Source organism: Tenacibaculum sp. DPLXC6, assembly GCF_056815515.1.
On the sequence record NZ_CP141806.1, the window covers coordinates 654,800 to 676,815 of the forward strand.

Here is a 22,016-nt window from a genome sequence, read left to right on the forward strand (position 1 = left end):
AACATCTTTTTAATCGTACATTTTTGTACGGTTTTTTATTTTGTTTTATCTTGGCTAACGCTAATAAAAAAGAATAAAAATTGCTATAGATTTCCTTTTTTCCAAAACAAGTAAGCTTAGCAATAAATATAAAAGAACAGTAAAGTACTCTTATAACTCCTTTTTGGTTGTATAACGATGTATTTTACATCTATATAAACAAGTTAGCGTTCATGCAGAAAAACCAAAACAATATTGACAAATTAATGAAAACCCAACGCACAAGCTTATACTTCAGCTTGCAAAAGAGCTATTTTTTGCCCTTGCACCAACCAGATAAATTGAATTGAGATGTATATATCAAAGCTATCGATAAGAAATTTTAGAAACTTTTGTAATGTTTCACTAGACTTCACTAAAGGAGTAAATACAATAATTGGGGAGAATGGTTCTGGAAAGACAAACCTTTTTCATGCAATAAGATTATTGGTTGATGAAAGCATGCCAAGAGCAACGAAACTATATGAAACTGATTTTAATCGCTCAATTGGAGAATGGAAAGGTCATTGGATAATAATTCAATTAGAATTTCAAGAGTTAGATGCAAGTGAAGAAGCGCAGTCAATAGCTATGCATAAAGTTGGCGCTGTCGATGATTTTGACGCTTCGCATGGAACTTATTCATTATATTTTCGACCTAGGATTGAATTTAGAAGAAGCTTATTTGAGCTTTCTGAAGACAAAAACAAAACAAAGGAGGAACTCGAAACAATACTAGGTGGAATTTCTTTAAATGATTATGAATCAGTTTTCGCAGGAAGAGGAAATGTAGATTTCTCTATTGATGAAAACTATTTAAAATATGTCGGAGATTTTAGCACCATTACTTTTCCTGACCCTGATGAAGAAAAAACTGACATTTATGGCGTGAAAATGTATGGTATATCAATCCCAAATGAATTTGCATGCACATATGCTAAGGCTCTTAGAGATGTTGAATCTGATCTACGTTCATATCGTGATAATCCATTACTTAATCTTTTAAGGGACAAGGAGAAAAACATATCCATTGAGAAGAAAACTGAAATTAAAGAGCAAGTAGAAGCATTAAATACTGAAATTTCTGTACTTGACGAAGTAAAAGGAGTTTCAAAAGGAATTACGAAAACAATTAAGGAAGCTGTTGGAGAAACTTACGCCCCTAATGTTAATGTTAAATCTGAATTGCCTTCTGAAATGGAGAAACTACTTCAATCCTTGAAGTTATGGGTTGGTGACCCAGATGAAGAAGGTCATGAAGGACGATTGTGGGAGCTAAGTTTGGGTGGAGCTAATCTGATTTATCTTTCACTTAAATTATTGGAGTTTGAAAAGATTAAAAAGGAAAACAAGATAGCAAACTTCATTCTAATTGAAGAGCCAGAAGCTCATATACATACGCATATTCAGAAAACTCTTTTTCAAAAATTAGATAAGCAAAAAACACAAGTTTTCATATCTACGCATTCAACGCACATATCATCAGTTAGTGCAATCAGTTCTATGAATATCTTGGGTAGAGTAAAGCAAAAAGCTGAAGTATATAATCCAGCAAATAATCTTGATAAAGGAAAGATTACAAAATTAGAAAGGTACTTAGATGCGAATAGGACTAATTTACTATTTGCTAAAGGAGTGATTCTCGTTGAAGGTGATGCAGAGCATATTCTAATTCCAGAACTAGTTAAAAATGTATTAGGTGTTTCCCTGGATGAGCTAGGAATATCTATAATAAACATTGGTAGCACAGGGTTTGAAAATGTAGCTCAGTTATTTCATAAGGAACGTGTCCAAAGGAATTGTAGCATTATTACTGATAATGATTTATCCATTGCCAAACTACCAGATGATTCTGAGCAAGATACTGAATATGAAAAATCATGTAGGCAATCTGAAGCATCAGGTAAAGAAAGAAAAGAGAAGCTGGAAGCTTATTGTAATGGGAATGATTATTTACAGGCATTTTATGCAAAACACACATTTGAAGTGGATTTTTTATTGGATAATAATTCACATGAAATAATCAAAACGATAAATAAGGAATTCAAAAGAAAAAAGGATAAAGATAGGATTGCAAAATTACTTAAAGATAATGATGTTGCAGTTTCTGGAAAAGAAGTTTTACGTTTAGCTGAAAAGTTTGGAAAGGGATGGTTTGCAATAATGATTTCTGAAAACATTGATAATATAACTATCCTTCCCAAATATATCTTAAAAGCTATCTCATTTGCTTGCCCAAATATTAACAAAGGTGCTCTTATTTCTATTGCACATTACAGACTAAGTACCTTGGAAAAACAACATTTTGACAAAGATGAAACTGATTATAAAGGGCTACTTAAAAGCCTTAAGGAGTTTGAATGCCAAGAAGAAGCTTTAGCATTTTTCAAAGAAAAATTACCTGGCGATATTTTATCACAATTAATGGATTTGCTAGATGCTTAAAGGCTTAAATGAACAACAAAGAGAAGCTGTAGTTGAAGAAGGTAATGTTCTTTTGACTGCATGTCCTGGTAGTGGTAAAACGCGTGCTTTAACTTATAAAATAGCATACGAATTAGAAAAATTAATAAGTTCTAAAAAAATTATTATTGCCGTTACTTTCACTAACAGAGCTGCAGATGAAATTAAAAAGAGAATAAGAAGCCTAAATGCTGATGATACAAATTTATGGGCTGGTACAATACATTCATTTTGTTTAGAATGGATTTTAAGACCATATATGTGTTATCTAGATGAAATTAAAAATGGCTTTTCCATTTCAGATGAATATAACACGGAGAGTATAATAAGTGAGCTTAAGAAAGATTATGGTCTAGATTTTTGGATTTCTGTCTCAACTAGATATTTACCTAATGGAGATATTGAAGAGATTGATAACAGAGAATTGTTAGATGAATATCATGAAAAACTAGAAAGCGAAAAACTTATAGATTTTGACCAGATATTACATTATTCGCATAAATTAATCTTGACCTATCCAAAAATCGCAGAAACTTTAAAGAATCTGTTTCAGCTCATTTGTGTCGATGAATATCAAGATACGCAGAAACTTCAGTATGCAATCTTGTCTGAAATTATGAAAGGTGCTTCTGGTAATTGTAAAATGTTCATGGTTGGGGATTCAGACCAAGCTATATATGGTTCTTTAGGCGGTGTTGCAAAGTCACTAGATGAAATCGAATCAGAATTTGAAACACAATTTATTAATAAAGAGTTATCTGGAAATTATAGGAGCAATCAAGAGGTAATTGACTACTATCGTAATTTTCAAACTTCGAATATAGAAATAGAAGCTCTTGGTGCAAATGCCGATGAAACAGCAATCATTACTTATAATAAAACCGTGCATAAAGATGTTTTAGTTGAATACATCGTTGAAATAATAAAAGAAAAGATAAGTGAGGGTATTCCTGAACATGAAATATGTGTTTTAGCACCGACTTGGTATTTAGTAATTCCAATGGGTAGAAAACTAAAATCATTACTGCCTGAAGTTAAATTCGATGCTGTTGGACTTTCACCTCTATTGAAAAACAAAGAAAACGTATGGTTTAAAATTGCAAGATTATTTCTTGTTGCACCATCACCAAAGACTTACCTTACTAGAAAAAGGTGGGCGACTGAACTTCTTAATGAATTAAAAGATTACGGTGTTAATTTATTCGAAAACGATGAGTTTAAATCAAAAAGACTTTTGAAAATAATGAATTCGATTCTTTCAGAAGAACAGGATGGCTTAAAATATTTAACAGATAGCTTTCAGCAATTATTTGAAATTTTAAATATTGACTTTTCACTTAATGAACATTTACAAATACAATGGGAATCTTTCTTTGAAGGGGCTGAGAAAAGACTTGAGAATCCTGATTTTGATTTAGCCAAGGATATTGAAAGCTTTAGAAAAATGTTTAAACACGAGGAAGGTGTTGTTGTAAATACTTGTCATGGCATAAAAGGGGAAGAGTTTGATACAGTTATTGCATTTGGTTTATTACATGGGAAACTACCCAATTGGAATGAAAGAACTGAAAATGCAGCGGAAAAGTTACTATACGTGATTTGTTCAAGAGCAAAACGTGAATTGCACCTGATTTCAGAGACTGGAAGAGTTACTGGTTCTCGCAGACCATATAACCCAACAACACAATTAAAATCTGTTGATTATGACTATGATTAGCCCACGCCTAAGACAAGCACATTGTCAAATCGCACCAGCAAACGCACTTCCGAAACCTACCAAAGATCTTGGCTTGCCATCGAACGGGCAGATAAGAATAAAGCACGAAACGCTAACAATAAATATAGGTCATTTGGCGGATGGTGACAGATTGAAAATGAGTACAGTTAATAAAATATATAGCGGTTTGATAGTTGGGAGCTTTGAAATGCCAAACGCCCCATATTCAGACCGTTATATGCAATTAGACTAAATGGTAAATAACAAACTAAAAATATTATTTAAACTATTATGGGTTGGATTAACTTTGTTTACAATCTATATTTTTGGTTGGTTAACCTTTATTTATTTGACTTTTGGAAGTATTGGAACCGATCAATACAACACTTGGAATTTACTTACACCAAATATTTTGACAATTGGACTGCTTATATTCTACGTAAAAGAAGTTTTAATTGGATATAAACCAAAATCAACAACTAGGAATCTGAAATCATTACTGATATTCTCAACTCTCATAATAATTCTGACTATAATTCAAATCCCACAATTTAAATTATTATTTAACGACCTGAAATCTGAACCTTGGCAAATCATTTTATCATTGATTATAGTTTTGACCTCATATATCGGAATTATTATGAATAGAATATTAAAAATTAAAGAACTGAAAAAACAATTACATATAACAAAACATACACAATCACTGAGAGATTCATCATAACTTATCTTTCAAAGTCAAAAACACCATTTTAACCGTACATTTTTATACGGTTTTTTATTTTGTTTTATCTTGGCTAGCGCTAATAAAAAAAACAAAAATTGCTAAAAACTTCCGCTTATCATACCATAAAAGGAATATAACAGTAAATTTATTCTGTATATAAACTAGTAGTAGCAATACATTCTAAATTCAGGTAAGAAATAACCCACTTATGAAACATATCAGTCTCCTTTTACTATTTTTATGTATAACTTTAATTGGTTGTAATAAATTAGCTAAACATAAAAGCATCTCAGTTACTCAAACAAAAGTCGAATCAATAGATTCAATAAAAACAAAAGATGTAACATTTGAGAGTGAAGGGGTTACTTTGGCTGGTACAATTTACACCCCAAAAAAACCTCATGCTTCTGTTGTTATAGTACACGGTTCTGATAGTGTTCCGAGAATGACCAAATTCGCTGAATTATTAGCTAAAAATAACATTTTAGTATTTACTTACGATAAGCGTGGTGTTGGAGAATCAGGTGGAATTTATGCAGGACCTGAAGTAGGCACGAACAATATTAGTACAGATAATCTTGATTTATTAGCAAAAGATGCAAGTGCAGCTGTAAATTTGATTCAACAAGAAAATAAAAGTCTGCCTATTGGTTTATTAGGTTTTAGCCAAGCAGGTTGGATAATTCCAATTGCTGCAAACAAAAATCCACGTGTAGAATTCATGGTATTGTTTAGTTGTCCTACTATCACAACTCTTGAACAGCTCAGGTTTCAATTTTACACTAATGGAAATTCTGACTTTTGGAAAAATCATACCGAAGAAAATGCCAAACAACACACTAAAAATGATCCTGACAGATACCAATTTAAAGCTACTGACCCTCTAGATGCATTGAGCAATCTTTCAATTTCTGGTCTTTGGCTTTTTGGTGAAAAAGATATTCAGATACCTGCAAAATTGTGCATAGAAAACCTTAATAACTTAAAAGCTCAGAATAAACACTTCGAACATGTTCTATTCCCAACATTAGGTCATAATACTGGGTATTCAGCCTCTAAAGAACCATTTAACATAGCAATGAAATGGATAAAAAGAGAAGCTATAAAATTACGCTAATGACAATTTGAAGATCTAAATCAAAAAAATATTAATATACATACCTAAATGAAAACCGTAATAAAAACTTTATTGATAATCTTAATTTCATTAACAGTTACAAGCTGTGATCATAAAAAAAATGATTCTTTTAAACCTAAAGAGGTTTATAAAACTAAAAACCTAATTATCAAACAAATTTCTAAAAACTCGTTTCAACATACCTCTTTTTTACAAACTGAAAGTTTCGGAAATGTTCCTTGTAACGGTTTAATTTTTAGCTATAAGAATGAAGTTATAATTTTTGATACCCCAACAGATAACTCTACCTCAGAAGAGTTAATAAAATGGGTAAATGAAACTCTTGACTCAAAAATTAACGCAATTATTCCAACTCATTTTCATGATGATTGTTTAGGTGGGTTAAAGGCATTTCACCAACATCAAATTCCTTCTCACTCATGTTATAAAACTATAGAGCTTGCTAAAGAAAATAATTCTGAAGTTCCAAAAAACAGCTTTAAAGATTCTCTTGTATTAAAAGTTGGTAATAAAGATATTATTGCAAAATATTTTGGAGAAGGACATACAAAAGATAACGTTGTTGGTTATTTCCCTTATGAAAATATTATGTTCGGAGGATGTTTAACAAAAACACTTAATGCGGGCAAAGGAAATTTAGCAGATGCCAATGTTTCAGAATGGTCTAATACTGTTAAAAAGATTAAATTAGAATACCCCAACATAAAAATTGTTGTTCCTGGACACGGAAAATATGGAGATATGAAGTTATTAGACTACACTATTAACTTATTCAAAACTGAATAAAAAAGCATTAACTAATAATATTCTTTAACAAAACTCCAGAAATTAAATGAAAAGTATACTTGGCCTAACACTTGTTATTTTATTTTCTTATTTCTTTAAACCCAAAAACAAAGGTTATACAAATAACTTAACTACTAAACAATGTGCTAAAAAGGATAGTTTATTTGAACTTGATATTAGGCTTAAAGAAAATTTTGTAAGAATTAAAGCTCCAAAAAAATTAGACTTTGAATTACCTGATCATGCTTCCAAAATAAAACTAATTAAGGTTCATGATTTTAATGCTGATAGTAAAGAAGATATTATGGTTTATTTGGGAGCCTGTGGTACTGGAGGTTGTATGTATGGTGTTTTTTTAAATCAGTACAAGAACTTTTATAGGCTAGCTTATATGGATTATTTAAATAATTTTGAATTAAAAAAAGATAAAAACGGGTATACCGCTATAAAATCTTATGAAGAAGCAGAACCATATAATCCATCAAAAATATACGTAAGTAAGTTTAAGTTTGATAAAGAAGAATATCAATACAAATTAGATACGGCTTACATTTATATTGATGAAAAAAATATAGACTATCGTAAGTGATAACATTACTCTAAACCATTACTTATCCTCATACTTCATAAAAAAATGAAATAATTTATATATTTTAGAAAATGACAAATACTATACATAAATTAAACCAACTATTAGAATCTGGAAGAGACTACTTTTCTAAAACTTCTGAGTATGAATTAGCTAAAAAAGCTTCTCCTAAAAAATGGTCAAAAAAAGAAATACTGGGACATTTAATTGATTCTGGAATCAATAATTTACAACGCTTTACGGAAATTCAGTTTGATAATAAACCTTTTAAGATTAGAAAATACAATCAAGATGAGTTAGTAAAAGCAAATAACTATCAACATTCAGACACTAAAGAAATCCTTGAGTTTTGGTATTTAATAAATAACAGAATAAAAAAGGTGATGGAACTACAAACTGAAGACTCTCTAAACTATAAAATAGAATTTGAAGAAGGTAACATATCAGATTTAAAATTTTTAATGACTGATTATGTAGAGCATTTAGAACATCACCTTAACCAAATAATGGAATAAAAACTAATAGTTGTATTCCCAACTAAATTATAAACCATTATAATTACTTAATGAACTTAATTACAAACCATCCTTATATATCAACAATCATAATTATACTTATTTTGAATTTTATAATTAAAAAAATTACACGAGCTAAACACTCTCCACTAGTAAAAGTGCTCTTATTTATCATAGCAATAATTTCACAAGCCTGTAGTCCTTTTGCAGGACCGGTTGATAAATCCATTTCAGATTCTTATTACTATTCAAAATCAAAAAGAAATATTTGTTATTCCCCTATGGGAAATTGGTTTGAACTGGGTAATACCAAAATAAATGCAGATGTTCAGAGTTTTAAAGTTTTAGGAAGAGATTTTGGGAAAGACAAGAATCATTTATACTTTAAAACTCATATTATAGATAATGAAGTAGATATCGCTACTTTCTATGTTGATGATGACAATTACATTTGTTTTGATAAAGACCATGTATATAGAGCTTTAAATTATTTACCTCACGACTTTACTCAAACAGATCAAGAGAAAAAGCATTTATGGAAAGTTGCTAAAGCTAATCCGAAAACATTTCAAAAAATTGATAGCGACTGGTCTAAAGACGACAAACATTATTTTTATAACTACGTGCCTATTGATGTGGATTATAACTCTTTTACTATTTTAAATAAAAGCTTTGCTAAAGACAAAAATCAAGTATATTCTCTAAAAAACTATGAATTGCTGGCTTCTAAAATAGATCCTACTACAACAAAAAAAATCAACAGGAGATATATTGTAGATAATAACAATATTTATGATTTTCAAGAATATATAAATGGTGAAAAGGTAGATTCTCTCACTTCTATACCTTACCAAAACATTGATAATTTAACCATATTAGAAGATAAGTTTCTACTATTTGACAATAAGGTAATGTATGATGGAACTATAATTAAAAAAGCTGATGCTTCGTCATTTCAAATCATTCAATTCCCTTATTCAAAAGACAAGAACCATGTATTCTATCATGGAGATATAATTGAAAAAGCTGATCCAAAGACCTTCAGCGTTTTCGAAACGTCTTATTACTCAAAAGATAAAAGTCACGTGTACGTATACGGTAAATTATTAAAAGGTGCTGATGTAGCTACTTTTGGACCAGTAAATAAAAAACATTCTTTACTATATAAAGATAAAAATCACACCTATAGAGGTGATGAAATTGTAAGAGACAACTAAAATTTAGCTTGTTATAAAATAGCTATACAACTCATAATCATTTTTTTTTGTATTTTCATTCCCAATAAAAAATTACAAAACCATGAAAAACTTATTTAACTCTACCCCCCTTACAGTTTTATCTTTTTTAATATTCTTTTTATCATTTTCAGTAACTGCACAAGATAGCGCAGATACAGTTATTATGATGGATGGAAAAGAAAGAAAAGGAAAAGTAACAGCCATTAATGATAGTGAAATTACATTCATTTTTACCGGTGAAACCTTAGAATATAAAATCAAACGAGCTGAAGTCAATAAAATTATTTTTGCCAGCGGACGAACTCAATTAATTTCTTAAAAAGCAACAAAACAAAATACTCAAAGTACCTCAAACCTTGTTATTAGAAAAGGTAAAATGGCTGTACTTCCTTTTAAAGTTATAACTAATATGGCTTCAGTAGATAAAGAGGCTATTGGAAGACAAATTCAGACTGATTGTACTAATACCATAAAGAAGGAGTCACCTATGATTGATGTTATTGACCCTAGAATTGTTAACGCTACTTTAGCTAAAAACAATATTTCTGTTAATCAACTTGAAACAATGCTACCTAATGAGTTAGCTATTACACTTGGCGTTGAGCATGTAGTTTTTGGTTCTTATGATGTTGAAAATACAGGAACCAGAACCTCAGGGTCTACAGTAAGCTCATACAAATCGAAAAGAGATAGAAGTAAAAGAAGAGGAACAGCTATTAGTTCTGGCAGCTCATCTACTTCAGACACATATGACTCTAAGATTACAATGGATATATATAATGATAAAGGCTCTAATATTTACTCAGTTTCTCGTAAACCATTTATGGCTGGTTTAGATAAATACCACAGTACAATTAAGTATTTAATTAAAAGAGCTCCATTTGGTAGTAAGCATAAATAAAATAATAAGCCTTACATTAAAAACCTCATAGATTGTACTTGTACTATAAATAGCTTTTTTTATACAAAGTATTTAAAAAATAAGTAATTTTACTTGTATAAAAAGAGCTATAATGAAATACGGATATACTATACTTTATGTTAAAAACGTAAAAGAAACTATTGACTTTTACGAAAAAGCTTTCGGTTTTGCCTCAAAATTTATCACACCTGAAAATGATTATGGAGAATTAATTTCTGGAGAAACAACTATTGCTTTTGCTTCCTACGAATTGGAAAAGTCTAACTTTAAAGAAGAAACTGTAAAAGCAAATACATCTAATAAACCTTTTGGAATAGAAATGGCTTTTGTATCAGAAAATATAGAAGCCGATTTTAAAAAAGCCATTGACATGGGAGCTATTGAGTTTGAACCAATCAAAGAAAAACCCTGGGGGCAAAAAGTAGGCTATGTAAAAGACATTAATGGTTTCTTAATAGAAATTTGTTCGCCCATGAAAGCTTAAGTACAGTAAATGACTTTATGCTACTTCTATTTATTTTGAAGTCTGATATTCGCTCGGGTTTTTGCCCGTATATTTTTTAAATGTTTTATTAAAATGACTAGAGTCTGTGAAACCTGTTTTCTCAGCAATTTCACCAATACTTAAACTACTTTGTTTTAACAAACTTTCTGCCATTTTTATTTTGGTTTCCATTATATAACGCTGTAAGGATATACCTGTATGTTTCTTTACAAAAATACCAACATAGTTTGGTGATAAATGAAAAGTTTCTGCAATAACATCAACCTTTATAAGCTCTTTATTTTGTACATTTTGTCGAATATACGTCAATATTAAATCTACCTTATTCTTATCGTAAACATGTCCGCTATTTTTTAATGTAGACTTTAAGTTTCTCGATAGTATAATCAACAAAGCTCCAAACAATTCAGATAATACATTACGACTGTAGGTTAACGGACTATGTAATTCACTTTTTATTAAATGATAAAGTCTAAAAAGTTGCTCTTTATCTGTTTCGCAACTAATTACACTTTTAGCAACAATATTCTGATGAAAAATTACTGCTTCTAAATTCTTTCTCCAATAAGTACTTGTAGAAAATGTAGCCTTTTCTAAAAACATCTGTTCTGTAAATTTTACCACACCAAATTTTGTTGGCTCTCCAATAACAAATTCATGTTCATCTTTTGGTGTTAAAAAAAATAAATCTCCCTCTTTATACTCTATAACACTTTCATTTAAAACATGTTTTCCACTTCCTTTTAAAACAAAAGTTAACTCAAAAAAATGGTGCTTATGCCTTGGGTAGCCCCACTCCTCCTCTGCTTCAAACTCAAATACATCTAAATTCTTAGTAATATAAAAACGTTGTGTCATCAGAATGTTTTTATACAAATATACAATGTATTCATACAACAAAACAGTATAAAATAGCCACTAATTTTGCAAACACAATAGTCAATTAAACAATATAAAATGAAAAATAATAGCATTATATCATTGGTTATCATAGCGGTAAGTTTAACATTAAATGCTTGTAAAAAGGAGCAAAAGAATACAAGTGAAACAAATTCTACTTCGACAAAAAATGTAGTAAAAAAAAGCTATTGGCCTAACGGAGCACAATTAGTCATTTCTTTTTCAATGCAGTTTGAAACAGGAGGACAACCTGAAGGAGCTGAAAGTCCTTTTTCAGGAAATCCATTACCTAAAGGAAATCCTGATTTGCCTGCTGAAAGCTGGTTTCGTTATGGAGCTAGAGAAGGAATGTGGAGAATGATGGATTTATGGGATAAACATAATATAAAAGTAACCTCTCATGTGGTAGGCGAAGCTGCAATAAAATATCCTGAAATCGCTAAGACTATGGCCAACAAAGGACACGAAATAGCTGCTCACGGAATTTCTTGGAACGATCAATGGAATTTAAGTTACGAGGATGAACTTACCTTTGTTAAAAAAGGAATTGACACAGTAGAAGCAATTACAGGAAAAAGAGGACGTGGATACAATGCCAACTGGTTACGCCGAAGCCCCAACACTCTTAAAGTTTTACAAGAACTTGACTTTTTATACCATATTGATGACGTAAGTCGTGATGAGCCTTTCATTACTAAAGTAAGAGGTAAAAACTTTGTTGTAATGCCTTATACGTTGCGTAACAACGATATTGTAAATATTGCAGGTAAAAACTGGTCGCCAGATCAATTCTTATTTCAACTTAAAACAGAATTCAATCAGCTTTATAAAGAAGGTGCCTCTAAAAGGAGAATGATGAGTGTGAGTTTACATGACAGAATCGGAGGTACTCCAGCAGTAGTTAATGTTGTAAATCAATTTATTGAATATGCAAAACAACATGAAGGTGTAGTGTTTATGCGTAAAGATAACATTGCTAAAATGGTAATAAATGACCCTAATACCCCAATTGATAACGCCGAATTAAAATTTAACAAATAAGAGTACTAACATGAAACAAGCAATCTATTTATACCTTGTACTTAGTACAGTAACAATTATTAATGCGCAAAACAAATTACCTTTTCAATTAGAAAAAGACTGGGAACTAGAAGGTTTAAAAAATCCTGAAAGTGTAGTTCTTGATACATCAAATCAAGTATTATATGTGTCTAATGTAAACGGTAATCCTACTGATAAAGATGGTAATGGTTTTATATCTAAAATAAGTTTAGATGGAGAAATAATAGAACTAGAGTGGCTTAAGGGATTGGATGCTCCTAAAGGACTTACTATTCACAAAGGAAAATTATACGTTACGGATATTAATACTATTGTTGAAGTTGATATAGCGAATAAACAAGTCCAACGGTTTACAGCCAAAGATGCTACGTTCCTCAATGATATTGTTGCTGACAAAAAAGGAAATATCTATGCTTCTAACACTTTTGGATTTAGTGCTATTTACAAACTCCCAATTAAAGGAACAAGAAAAGTTGAACTATGGCTAAAAGATGACAAATTAAACATGCCTAATGGTTTATTTATATCAAAGAATAATCTAATAGCTGCTGGTTGGGGTATAGATTTAGATGCTAAAACATTTGCTACTAAAACACCTGGGCATTTGGTTAAAATCAATTTAAAAACAAAAAAAATCAAACCCATAAGTCAGCCTTTTGGAAACTTAGATGGACTCAGCGAAACTTTACACGGTTTTTTAATTACTGATTGGTTAGCAGGAGGCCTACTCTACTTAAAAAAGGGGAATGATAAAGGGCAACTTGTAATAGATTTACCTCAAGGAAGTGCTGACACGTACTTTGACAAAGCTACCAAAACGTTATACATCCCTTTAATGTTGAATCATAAATTATTGAAATATCACTTTAAAAAGTAACATTATGAACATAAAATTAATATTCTTAGGTAGTTTCTTAACTTTTTTCGGACAAATAGCTGCGCAAGAAAATACGATATCTCTAAGTAAAAAAGTAGAAAATATTCAAGTTATAAACTTTGAATCCATGCCACATGATACCATTAGCGAAGGAATTACACGACAATGGTTTCATGGTACCAAAGGGCAAATGGCCTATTTTCACTTGAAAAAAGGTGCACATATTCCAATGCACAAACACCCAAATGAGCAAATTACATACATAATTAAAGGAAAGGTAAAAATTAACACTATTGATAAAGGAAAAAGAAAGACATATATTATTTCTGCAGGACAAGTAATCGTGTTTCCTGAAAATGTATCTCACGAATTCTTTGCGCTGGAAAACACACTTGATTTAGATGTACATGTACCAGTAAGACAAGATTGGTTGACTAATGAGCTACCAACATATTTAAAGAAAAGTAAATAAATGAAAGCCACACCTAAACAAACAGCGTATGCATTGCTACGTATTACCATGGGAATCAATTTTTTCGGACATGGATTAACAAGATTGCCAAAAATCCCTTCATTTCGTGATTGGATGGTAAGTCAATTTCAAGAAAGTATACTTCCAGACTTTCTTTTATACACATGGGGAAGCGTATTACCTTTCATAGAATTTATCATAGGTACATTATTAATTATTGGCTTATTTACTTACAGAACAGCTATTGCTGGTGCTCTTGTTATTGCCATACTTATTCTTGGTTCTTGTTTAATAGAACATTGGGAATGGGCTGGTGCTCAAATGCTATATGCTTTATTTTATTTCTTTATTATAAGTCAAGTATCAGAGAATAAATGGGCTATTGACAACAAACTATCAACATTAAGAGAAAAACATCTGTAAATCATTAATATAAAATGAACTCAAAATATCAAACAGAAAGATTAATTATACGTCCAACAAATACTGAAGATGCTGACTTTATTTTCAACTTATTTAATACTCCTAAATGGGTTGAAAATATTGGAAATAGAAATATAGCATCAACTCATCATGCAAAGCAATATATTGAAACAGTTATGCTTGAGCAATTCAACCAACTAGGATACTCTAGTTACACTATAATTAGACAATCTGATAATGAAAAAATAGGAACTGTTGGACTTTATGATCGTGAAGGAATTGATGGAATTGATTTTGGTTTTGCTTTTTTACCTCAATTCGAAGGTAAAGGATATGCTTTTGAAAGTGCTTCTAAAATAAAAGAAGTAGCTGTAAATAAGTTCAAAATTAAAAACCTAGTGGCTATTACACTCCCTAGTAATACTAGTTCACAAAAATTACTTAATAAACTAGGTTTCAACTTCAAAAAAGACATCATTCTTCCTAATCATGAATTTAAAGAATGGTTATTATATACTATAAACTAATACCCTCCTTATGAAAGTAGAAACAATAAACATAGCTGGCAATTGGTCTGTACATTGGACAGAATCCTTAAAAAAAGCCATTCAATTAGGAACTAATAGTTATAAAATTGGGCAACAATTATTATTAGAAAATAAGCGTGTTAAAATATGGCATATTGAATTGGAACCCGGAAAAACTCTTCCGTTTCATAAACATGATAAACCTTATTTTTATGTTTGTCATACAAGGGGTAGCTCTCGTTCCTATTTTTCTAATGGTGCTGTAATTGAAACATCCTATGAACCTAATGATATTAAGTACTTTAACAATTTAAACACTAAAAATTTCTTTATACATAATCTAGAAAATATAGGTACTACCACCCTACATTTTACAACTGTAGAGTTTGCGAAATAACACAATGTTTTTTCACAAGTAAAACATGAAATTATACAAAAACATAACTTTTAAACCATAGTAAATTTGTACTATTAAATAATTAAAACTTTGTAAATCATGGCTTTTAAAAAATTATATCAACCCTATAACAAAAATGGCTTAACATTAAAAAACAGATTTTTAATGGCTCCCATGACACGTTCTAGAAGTTCACAGCCTGGTGATATTCCTAATAAATTAATGGCTGAATATTATGGACAAAGAGCTTCCGCAGGAATAATTATATCTGAAGCTACTCAAGTTTCATTACAAGGAAAAGGCTACGCTAAAACACCCGGAATTTACACCCAAGAACAAATGGAAGGTTGGAAATTAATTACTGACGAAGTCCATAAAAAAGGAAGTAAAATATTTTTACAATTATGGCATGTTGGTCGCGTATCTAGCACTAAAGTAAACGGACTACAGCCTATTGCTCCTTCTAAAAAAGCAGCCAAAGACACCAATGTTTATATTTTTGATGGAGCGCCTAATGGTGATGCTACTTTTGTACCTGTAGAAGAACCTAGAGCAATGACAAAAGCAGACATCTATCAAGTAATTGAAGAATTTAAAACAGGGGCAAAAAATGCTATTAAAGCAGGTTTTGATGGTGTTGAAATTCACGGAGCCAATGGATATTTGATAGATCAGTTTTTAAGAAGTAACTCTAACCAACGAACCGATGAATATGGGGGAGCTAAATATAATAGAGTTCGATTACTAACCGAAATCACTCAAGCAGTTGCTCAGGAAATAGGTAATGAAAAAACTGGGGTTCGCCTCTCCCCTTTTATTAGTTTTAAAGACATGAACGATCCCGAAATATTAGACACCATAATGATTGCTACCCAAGAGCTTGAAAAAATCGGAGTTACTTACTTACATCTATGTGAAGCAGATTGGGATGATGCTCCTGAAATTCCTAATGATTTTAGACAGAACCTACGCAAAACATTTAACAAAACTATCATTGCTACAGGAAATAAAACACCTGAACAAGGGGAAGATTTATTAGAAAAAGGACTAGTTGATTTAATTGGTTTTGGACGCAATTTTTTAACCAACCCCGATTATCCAAAGCGAGTAAAACTTAATGCTCCATTAAACAAAATAAGTGACACACATACCCTATTTGGTGGCGGGGATGCTAGAGGATATACAGATTATCCGTTTTTAAAATAGCCCGTTTACCATAAATCTATTTAACTAGAATCTTTTACTTTTTTAGTACTTTTGTTACTCTATAAAAACTTGCTTATACTTCTTAAGAGAGAAAGAAGTCTTAATTCAAAAAAATTAAAATGTCAATAACAAAAGAATCAGAGCTTATTGGAATGAAAAAAATTAGTGAAGTGGTTGGATTAACGCTAAAACTAATGAGAGAATATGCTAAAGTTGGAATGTCTACTAAAGAGCTAGACAAATATGGTGGTGAGATTTTAAAAAGCTTCGGCGCTAAATCTGCTCCTAATGTTACTTATGGATTTCCTGGTTATACCTGTATTAGTGTAAATGAAGAAGCGGCCCATGGAATTCCTTCTGATAAAAAAATTCTAAAAGAAGGAGACTTAATTAATATTGATGTTTCTGCTGAGTTAAATGGTTTTTGGTCAGATAATGGGGGCTCATTTGTACTGGGTAAAGACATTTACAATCATCAACCTCTTGTAAATGCTTCTAAAAACATCTTAAAAAAAGCTATAAATAATATAAAAGGAGGTGTTAAAATAGCTGATATTGGATATTTAATAGAAACTGAAGCTAAAAAATCTGGATTTAAAGTAATTAAAAACTTAGCTGGACATGGAGTTGGAAGAAGTTTGCACGAAGAACCAGAAAATATTTTAAACTACAGAGTAAAAACTAACCGAGAACGATTTAGAAAAAATACCACTGTGGCTATTGAAACTTTTATCTCTACAAACTCAACTATAGCTGTTGAATTACAAGATGGCTGGACTTTGGTTGGAAATAAAGGAGGATATATAACACAACACGAACAAACAATATTAGTAACGGGTAAAACTCCTATTGTTCTAACAAAATCTAATGAAATCTGGGTTTAAGCAACTCATTACACTATCGCTCTTACTTTTAAAAAGTACTTTCAAAATAAATAACTATTTTAGTGACTGTTACACTAACTAACAGTCACTAAATATGTCTAAAAAAATAGGATTAAGAGAAGTAATTTCAATAGGAATTGGTGGTATGGTAGGCGGTGGTATTTTTGCCGTTTTAGGTCTTGCTGTTTTACTTGCCAAAGGAGGAACTCCAATTGCTTTTTTACTTGCAGGAATACTAGCTTTATTAACCTCATACAGCTACGTTCATCTTTCCAAGAAATACCCAGATAGAGGTGGAACTGTAAAATTTATTAATCAAGGTTTTGGAAGAACTGTTTTTAGTGGAGCTATTAACAATCTTTTATGGATAAGTTATATTGTAATGCTCTCCTTATATGCTTCTGCTTTTGGCTCTTATGCTCCTAACCTATGGGAAATTACTCAAAACAAAACAATTAACTTTCATATATATGCCAGTGCTATTATTATTATAGCTACAGCAATTAACTACTACAGTATTGCTGTAGTGGGAAAAATTGAATCGTACGCAGTAGTTATTAAACTTATAATTCTTATTGGTTTTATTGCCATTGGAGCTTATGGACTAATAGGAAGCCCTAATATGGCACAACTATCCATTAGTAATTGGGAGAACCCTATCAAATTATTTGCTGGAGGTATGGTTATTTTTGTTGCTTATGAAGGTTTTGAGCTAATAGCTAATGCTGCTCCCGATATTTTAAATCCTGAAAAAAACATTTCAAAGGCTTATTACTACTCTGTAATATTTGTAATTGTATTGTACATTATCATTGCTCTTGTTACTGTCGGTTCTCTACCATTTAATCAAATTGCCAAAGCACAAGATTATGTACTAGCAGAAGCCGCTAAACCAATGTTAGGGCAAGTAGGATTTACTATTATAACCATAGCTGCATTAATATCTACATTTTCAGCTATTAATGCTTCATTATACGGAGGAAGTAAAGTGAACTATGAAATTGCTGAAGATGATGAATTACCACACCATTTTCTTGCCAAGTTTTGGAATCAACCTATTGGATTACTAATTACAGCTATAGCAACTTTGATATTAGTTAACACATTAAATTTAGAAAGTATTTCTACTGCTGGTAGTGTTGGCTTCATTCTTATTTTTGGAATTGTAAATTACGTAGGCTTTAAACTTTCAAAAGAAACAAACTCCAACAAAACAATTCCTTTATTAGGTTGTATTTTATGCTTAGTAGCATTAGTTATTCTAATTAAACAACAGCTAGAATCTAATCTTACAGGTGTATTTGTTTCTCTTGGTATTATTACCCTATGTTTTATTATTGAGTGGATCTACAAGAAAAATGAAACAAAGGCTATATAAAATTAATTCATTTTATATAGCCTTTGCTTTTGAATAAGTTTTTATTCTTCCAATTTAGAATGTTCAGAATACGTACGCCATTTCTCTAAACAAGCGGTAATATCTTCTGGTACTTCAGAATCAAACTTTAGAAATTCCCCAGTAGTTGGATGTGTAAAACCTAACGTTTTTGCATGTAAAGCTTGTCTTCGTAATACTTTAAAACAATTATCTACAAATTGTTTGTACTTAGTAAACGTAGTTCCCTTTAAAATAGCATTACCTCCATAACGCTCATCGTTAAAAAGTGTATGACCGATATGCTTAAAGTGGGCTCTAATTTGATGCGTTCTACCCGTTTCTAACTTACATTGTACCAAGGTTACATACGTAAGTCTTTCTAACACTTTATAATGGGTTACTGCATGCTTACCATGTTCTCCATCAGGGAAAACATCCATTTGTAAGCGATTTTTAAAGCTACGCCCTATATTTCCTTCAATAGTTCCTTCATCCTCTTCTATATTCCCCCAAACTAAAGCGTAATACAAACGTTCTGTAGTACGGTCGAAAAATTGCTTAGATAAATGAGCCATTGCAAACTCAGTTTTTGCAACAACTAGTAATCCACTAGTATCTTTATCAATTCGATGTACTAAACCGGGGCGCTCATTAGAGTTTTTTGGTAAGTTTTCTATATGATGAATCAGTCCATTTACTAACGTACCTGAATAATTTCCATGACCAGGATGTACTACCATACCTGCTGGCTTGTTCACCACTATTACTTCATCATCCTCATATACTATATCAATAGGAATATCTTCTGCTACTAATAAGTTTTCGTGAGGTGGATATGTTAATACCACCCTAACAACATCCTTAGGTTTTACTTTGTAGTTTGGTTTTACAGCAACATCATTTACTATAACATTTCCTGCTTTTGCTGCTTGCTGTATTTTGTTTCGAGTAGCATTTTCAATAAAATTCATTAAAAACTTATCTACTCGTAATGGTACTTGACCATCTGTTGCTACAAACCTATGATGTTCATATAAATCATCATTCTCTATCTCTGGAGTATTATCTTCCTGCATCAATCAGTTATAAAATTAGTATCCATTACCATCACCTAAAATCAAGTCTATGGTTGTTTGTTTTGGTAATTTAGTCCCTGGCTCAATTTTTTGTCCATTATGTTTTAATCCACGAACTACATCTTTTCCTATATCATGAACCCAAGTAACCTTTGTACCTACTTTAAACCCTATTGAACGTAAATGTGTTGTTGCCTGACGTCTTGTACGTCCGTTTAAATTAGGCACTTCAACATCTCTGTATTTAGATGGGTTTAATGTTAAATATATTTTACGTTTTTCTTTTACAAAATCACCTGCTTCTGGATCTTGTTCAATAATTGACTTTTTTGGATATTCAGGATTATAGCTTGCACTATCAATTACCACAAAATCTAAATTTAATTCATTTAGTTTCTGTTCAACATCAGCTAACGACATTTTATGTAGGTCAGGTACTTGTATTTTTTGACTGTGATTTGTTGTAACTCCTAACCACCATTGTAAAACAAATACAAAAACTAGTATTGAAACAACTGCTATAATTATGTTCTTTAAGAAAGATTTACTTTTAATAAATTCAAATAAACCTCCAAACTTTCCTGTTAAATTACTCATATCATTTTTTTGTAAGATCGCACAAATTTACAGTAAAAATATTACTATTTTAAATTCAATAAGTCTTAAACGAGTTTTTTTGGTAAGTTTGTATAATCCAACGATTGGATTTTAGATAAACAATGATAAAAACAGTAATTGAAATACATTTGAAGTGAAAAAAAACATCGCTATTATTATGGGAGGTTATTCCTCAGAAGTAGGAATTTCTCTAAAAAGTGGTAATGTAGTTTACAAACATATTGATAAAGAAAAGTATAACGCTTTTAAAGTTCATATTTTAGAAAACAAATGGGTATATGTTGATGATAATAACGTAGAGTACCCGATAAATAAAAAAGATTTTTCAGTTGAAGTTAAGGAGAAAAAAATCACATTCGATTGTGTTTTTAATGCTATTCACGGTACACCAGGAGAAAACGGAATTATCTTAGCCTATTTTGATCTTATTGGCATAAAACACACCTCTGCCCCATTCTATCAAATGGCCTTAACCTTTAATAAACGTGATACCTTAAGTGTAGTAAAACAATATGGAATAGCAACAGCTATTTCTATATACTTAAATAAAGGTGATGAAATAGATTGTGATGCTTTCATAAAAAAAGTGGGACTTCCTTGCTTTGTAAAACCAAATGGTGCAGGTTCTAGTTTTGGTATATCTAAAGTATATACTAAAGAAGAGTTAATTCCTGCTATAGAAAAAGCATACGAAGAAGATACTGAAATATTAATTGAAAGCTTTTTAGACGGAACTGAAGTTTCTGTTGGAGTAATTCAATATAAAGGAGCCACAAAAGTTCTTCCTATGACTGAAATTGTTTCTGAAAATGATTTCTTCGATTACAAAGCTAAATATGAAGGAGAGTCACAAGAAATTACTCCTGCACGTTTAACTGACTCTCAAAGAAAAAGAGTTAAAGAAGTAGCTAAACGTGTATATGAAATTTTAAACATGCGTGGTTTTTCTCGTTCTGAATATATTTTAGTTAATGATGAACCACATTTTATAGAAATGAATACTGTTCCAGGATTAACTGAGGCAAGTATTTTACCACAGCAAGCCAATCATGCAGGCATTTCTTTAACAGAATTATTCGGAAATGCTATTGAAATGGCTTTAAATGACAAAATATAATGAAAAGAGCAATTTTCCCTGGGTCTTTTGATCCAATAACTTTAGGACACTTAGATATTATTGAACGTGGTGTTACCCTTTTTGATGAGCTAATCATTGCAATTGGTGTAAATGCAGATAAAAAGTACATGTTTTCATTAGAAGAACGTCAACGTTTTATAGAAGAGACTTTTAAACACGAACCAAAAATAAAAGTACTTACCTATAGTGGGCTTACCGTTAACTTTTGTAAAGAGCAAGGTGCTCAATTTATTTTAAGAGGTTTACGTAACCCTGCCGATTTTGAGTTTGAAAAAGCGATTGCACACACCAATAGAAAACTTTCTGAAATAGAGACTGTATTTTTACTAACCTCTTCGGGTAAAAGTTATATTTCTTCATCAATTGTAAGAGATGTAATCAGAAACAATGGTGATTATACAGGATTAGTACCTGACGCAGTTAGAATTTAAACTTTTAAA

Annotated in this window: 26 protein-coding genes; 22 read left to right on the plus strand and 4 right to left on the minus strand. The window is 31.0% G+C overall.

Annotated features, from left to right (window positions below):
- The first annotated feature begins 330 nt into the window (after nt 1-330).
- From VCM48_RS02940 to VCM48_RS02970, 7 genes are all read left to right on the plus strand, one after another.
- Nucleotides 331-2,463 carry an ATP-dependent nuclease gene (locus tag VCM48_RS02940; protein ID WP_482271548.1) on the plus strand — a complete coding sequence of 711 codons (2,133 nt, stop codon included), beginning with the start codon at nt 331-333 and terminating at the stop codon, nt 2,461-2,463.
- Nucleotides 2,456-4,198 (plus strand): UvrD-helicase domain-containing protein, encoded by a 1,743-nt coding sequence (locus VCM48_RS02945; protein WP_482271549.1) that lies wholly within the window; start codon nt 2,456-2,458, stop codon nt 4,196-4,198. Before VCM48_RS02940 ends, VCM48_RS02945 begins: the two co-directional genes overlap by 8 nt.
- Nucleotides 4,191-4,451 (plus strand): hypothetical protein, encoded by a 261-nt coding sequence (locus VCM48_RS02950; RefSeq protein WP_482271550.1) that lies wholly within the window; start codon nt 4,191-4,193, stop codon nt 4,449-4,451. The genes VCM48_RS02945 and VCM48_RS02950 overlap by 8 nt, the downstream gene beginning before the upstream one ends.
- A gap of 682 nt (nt 4,452-5,133) precedes the next feature.
- Nucleotides 5,134-6,042 (plus strand): alpha/beta hydrolase family protein, encoded by a 909-nt coding sequence (locus tag VCM48_RS02955; protein WP_482271551.1) that lies wholly within the window; start codon nt 5,134-5,136, stop codon nt 6,040-6,042.
- Between the two features lie 48 nt (nt 6,043-6,090).
- On the plus strand, nt 6,091-6,849 hold the full coding sequence (bla, locus tag VCM48_RS02960; RefSeq protein WP_482271552.1) for a subclass B1 metallo-beta-lactamase: 759 nt from the start codon (nt 6,091-6,093) through the stop codon (nt 6,847-6,849).
- A gap of 46 nt (nt 6,850-6,895) precedes the next feature.
- Nucleotides 6,896-7,438, plus strand: coding sequence for a hypothetical protein (locus tag VCM48_RS02965; protein WP_482271553.1), 543 nt, complete (start codon nt 6,896-6,898; stop codon nt 7,436-7,438).
- Nucleotides 7,439-7,509: 71 nt separating this feature from the next.
- On the plus strand, nt 7,510-7,953 hold the full coding sequence (locus tag VCM48_RS02970; RefSeq protein ID WP_482271554.1) for a DinB family protein: 444 nt from the start codon (nt 7,510-7,512) through the stop codon (nt 7,951-7,953).
- 73 nt (nt 7,954-8,026) lie between these two features.
- Here the strand turns inward: VCM48_RS02970 and VCM48_RS02975 are convergent, their stop codons facing one another.
- On the minus strand, nt 8,027-8,182 hold the full coding sequence (locus VCM48_RS02975; RefSeq protein ID WP_440121724.1) for a hypothetical protein: 156 nt from the start codon (nt 8,180-8,182) through the stop codon (nt 8,027-8,029).
- Here VCM48_RS02975 and VCM48_RS02980 point away from each other — a divergent pair.
- The 4 genes from VCM48_RS02980 (at nt 8,112) to VCM48_RS02995 (ending at nt 10,597) form a co-directional block, all read left to right on the plus strand.
- A complete protein-coding gene (locus VCM48_RS02980; protein WP_482272204.1) occupies nt 8,112-9,170 on the plus strand; it encodes a DKNYY domain-containing protein in 1,059 nt (352 codons plus the stop codon). The genes VCM48_RS02975 and VCM48_RS02980 overlap by 71 nt on opposite strands.
- A gap of 82 nt (nt 9,171-9,252) precedes the next feature.
- On the plus strand, nt 9,253-9,510 hold the full coding sequence (locus VCM48_RS02985) for a hypothetical protein (protein ID WP_482271555.1): 258 nt from the start codon (nt 9,253-9,255) through the stop codon (nt 9,508-9,510).
- A gap of 57 nt (nt 9,511-9,567) precedes the next feature.
- The gene (locus VCM48_RS02990) at nt 9,568-10,092 is read left to right on the plus strand and encodes a hypothetical protein (RefSeq protein ID WP_482271556.1); all 525 of its coding nucleotides are present in this window, start codon (nt 9,568-9,570) and stop codon (nt 10,090-10,092) included.
- Between the two features lie 112 nt (nt 10,093-10,204).
- A complete protein-coding gene (locus VCM48_RS02995) occupies nt 10,205-10,597 on the plus strand; it encodes a VOC family protein (RefSeq protein ID WP_482271557.1) in 393 nt (130 codons plus the stop codon).
- Nucleotides 10,598-10,627: 30 nt separating this feature from the next.
- On the opposite strand, the gene VCM48_RS03000 is transcribed toward VCM48_RS02995, so the two are convergent.
- The gene (locus VCM48_RS03000) at nt 10,628-11,476 is read right to left on the minus strand and encodes an AraC family transcriptional regulator (protein ID WP_482271558.1); all 849 of its coding nucleotides are present in this window, start codon (nt 11,474-11,476) and stop codon (nt 10,628-10,630) included.
- Nucleotides 11,477-11,575: 99 nt separating this feature from the next.
- Here VCM48_RS03000 and VCM48_RS03005 point away from each other — a divergent pair, with 99 nt between their 5' ends.
- The 9 genes from VCM48_RS03005 (at nt 11,576) to VCM48_RS03045 (ending at nt 18,744) form a co-directional block, all read left to right on the plus strand.
- Complete coding sequence (locus VCM48_RS03005; protein ID WP_482271559.1) at nt 11,576-12,559, plus strand: polysaccharide deacetylase family protein; 984 nt, start codon at nt 11,576-11,578, stop codon at nt 12,557-12,559.
- Nucleotides 12,560-12,569: 10 nt separating this feature from the next.
- Complete coding sequence (locus tag VCM48_RS03010) at nt 12,570-13,457, plus strand: SMP-30/gluconolactonase/LRE family protein (RefSeq protein WP_482271560.1); 888 nt, start codon at nt 12,570-12,572, stop codon at nt 13,455-13,457.
- Between the two features lie 4 nt (nt 13,458-13,461).
- The gene (locus VCM48_RS03015) at nt 13,462-13,929 is read left to right on the plus strand and encodes a cupin domain-containing protein (RefSeq protein ID WP_482271561.1); all 468 of its coding nucleotides are present in this window, start codon (nt 13,462-13,464) and stop codon (nt 13,927-13,929) included.
- The gene (locus tag VCM48_RS03020; RefSeq protein WP_482271562.1) at nt 13,930-14,352 is read left to right on the plus strand and encodes a DoxX family protein; all 423 of its coding nucleotides are present in this window, start codon (nt 13,930-13,932) and stop codon (nt 14,350-14,352) included. It begins immediately after the preceding gene.
- Between the two features lie 14 nt (nt 14,353-14,366).
- Entirely contained in the window at nt 14,367-14,879 is a 513-nt protein-coding gene (locus tag VCM48_RS03025) for a GNAT family N-acetyltransferase (RefSeq protein WP_482271563.1), read from the plus strand.
- Between the two features lie 10 nt (nt 14,880-14,889).
- Nucleotides 14,890-15,276, plus strand: a complete 387-nt coding sequence (locus VCM48_RS03030; protein ID WP_482271564.1) for a hypothetical protein — start codon at nt 14,890-14,892, stop codon at nt 15,274-15,276.
- 99 nt (nt 15,277-15,375) lie between these two features.
- A complete protein-coding gene (locus VCM48_RS03035) occupies nt 15,376-16,482 on the plus strand; it encodes an alkene reductase (protein WP_482271565.1) in 1,107 nt (368 codons plus the stop codon).
- A 119-nt stretch (nt 16,483-16,601) separates the two neighbouring features.
- Nucleotides 16,602-17,366 carry a type I methionyl aminopeptidase gene (map, locus tag VCM48_RS03040; protein WP_482271566.1) on the plus strand — a complete coding sequence of 255 codons (765 nt, stop codon included), beginning with the start codon at nt 16,602-16,604 and terminating at the stop codon, nt 17,364-17,366.
- Nucleotides 17,367-17,460: 94 nt separating this feature from the next.
- On the plus strand, nt 17,461-18,744 hold the full coding sequence (locus VCM48_RS03045) for an APC family permease (RefSeq protein ID WP_482271567.1): 1,284 nt from the start codon (nt 17,461-17,463) through the stop codon (nt 18,742-18,744).
- Nucleotides 18,745-18,785: 41 nt separating this feature from the next.
- Here the strand turns inward: VCM48_RS03045 and VCM48_RS03050 are convergent, their stop codons facing one another.
- Nucleotides 18,786-19,820 (minus strand): RluA family pseudouridine synthase, encoded by a 1,035-nt coding sequence (locus tag VCM48_RS03050; protein WP_482271568.1) that lies wholly within the window; start codon nt 19,818-19,820, stop codon nt 18,786-18,788.
- Nucleotides 19,821-19,835: 15 nt separating this feature from the next.
- Nucleotides 19,836-20,417, minus strand: coding sequence for a PASTA domain-containing protein (locus tag VCM48_RS03055; protein WP_440121746.1), 582 nt, complete (start codon nt 20,415-20,417; stop codon nt 19,836-19,838).
- Nucleotides 20,418-20,571: 154 nt separating this feature from the next.
- Between VCM48_RS03055 and VCM48_RS03060 the strand changes: the two genes are divergently transcribed.
- Both VCM48_RS03060 and coaD read left to right on the plus strand, forming a co-directional pair.
- A complete protein-coding gene (locus tag VCM48_RS03060) occupies nt 20,572-21,555 on the plus strand; it encodes a D-alanine--D-alanine ligase (protein ID WP_482271569.1) in 984 nt (327 codons plus the stop codon).
- A complete protein-coding gene (coaD, locus tag VCM48_RS03065; protein ID WP_482271570.1) occupies nt 21,555-22,007 on the plus strand; it encodes a pantetheine-phosphate adenylyltransferase in 453 nt (150 codons plus the stop codon). The genes VCM48_RS03060 and coaD overlap by 1 nt, the downstream gene beginning before the upstream one ends.
- Nucleotides 22,008-22,016 lie beyond the last annotated feature (9 nt).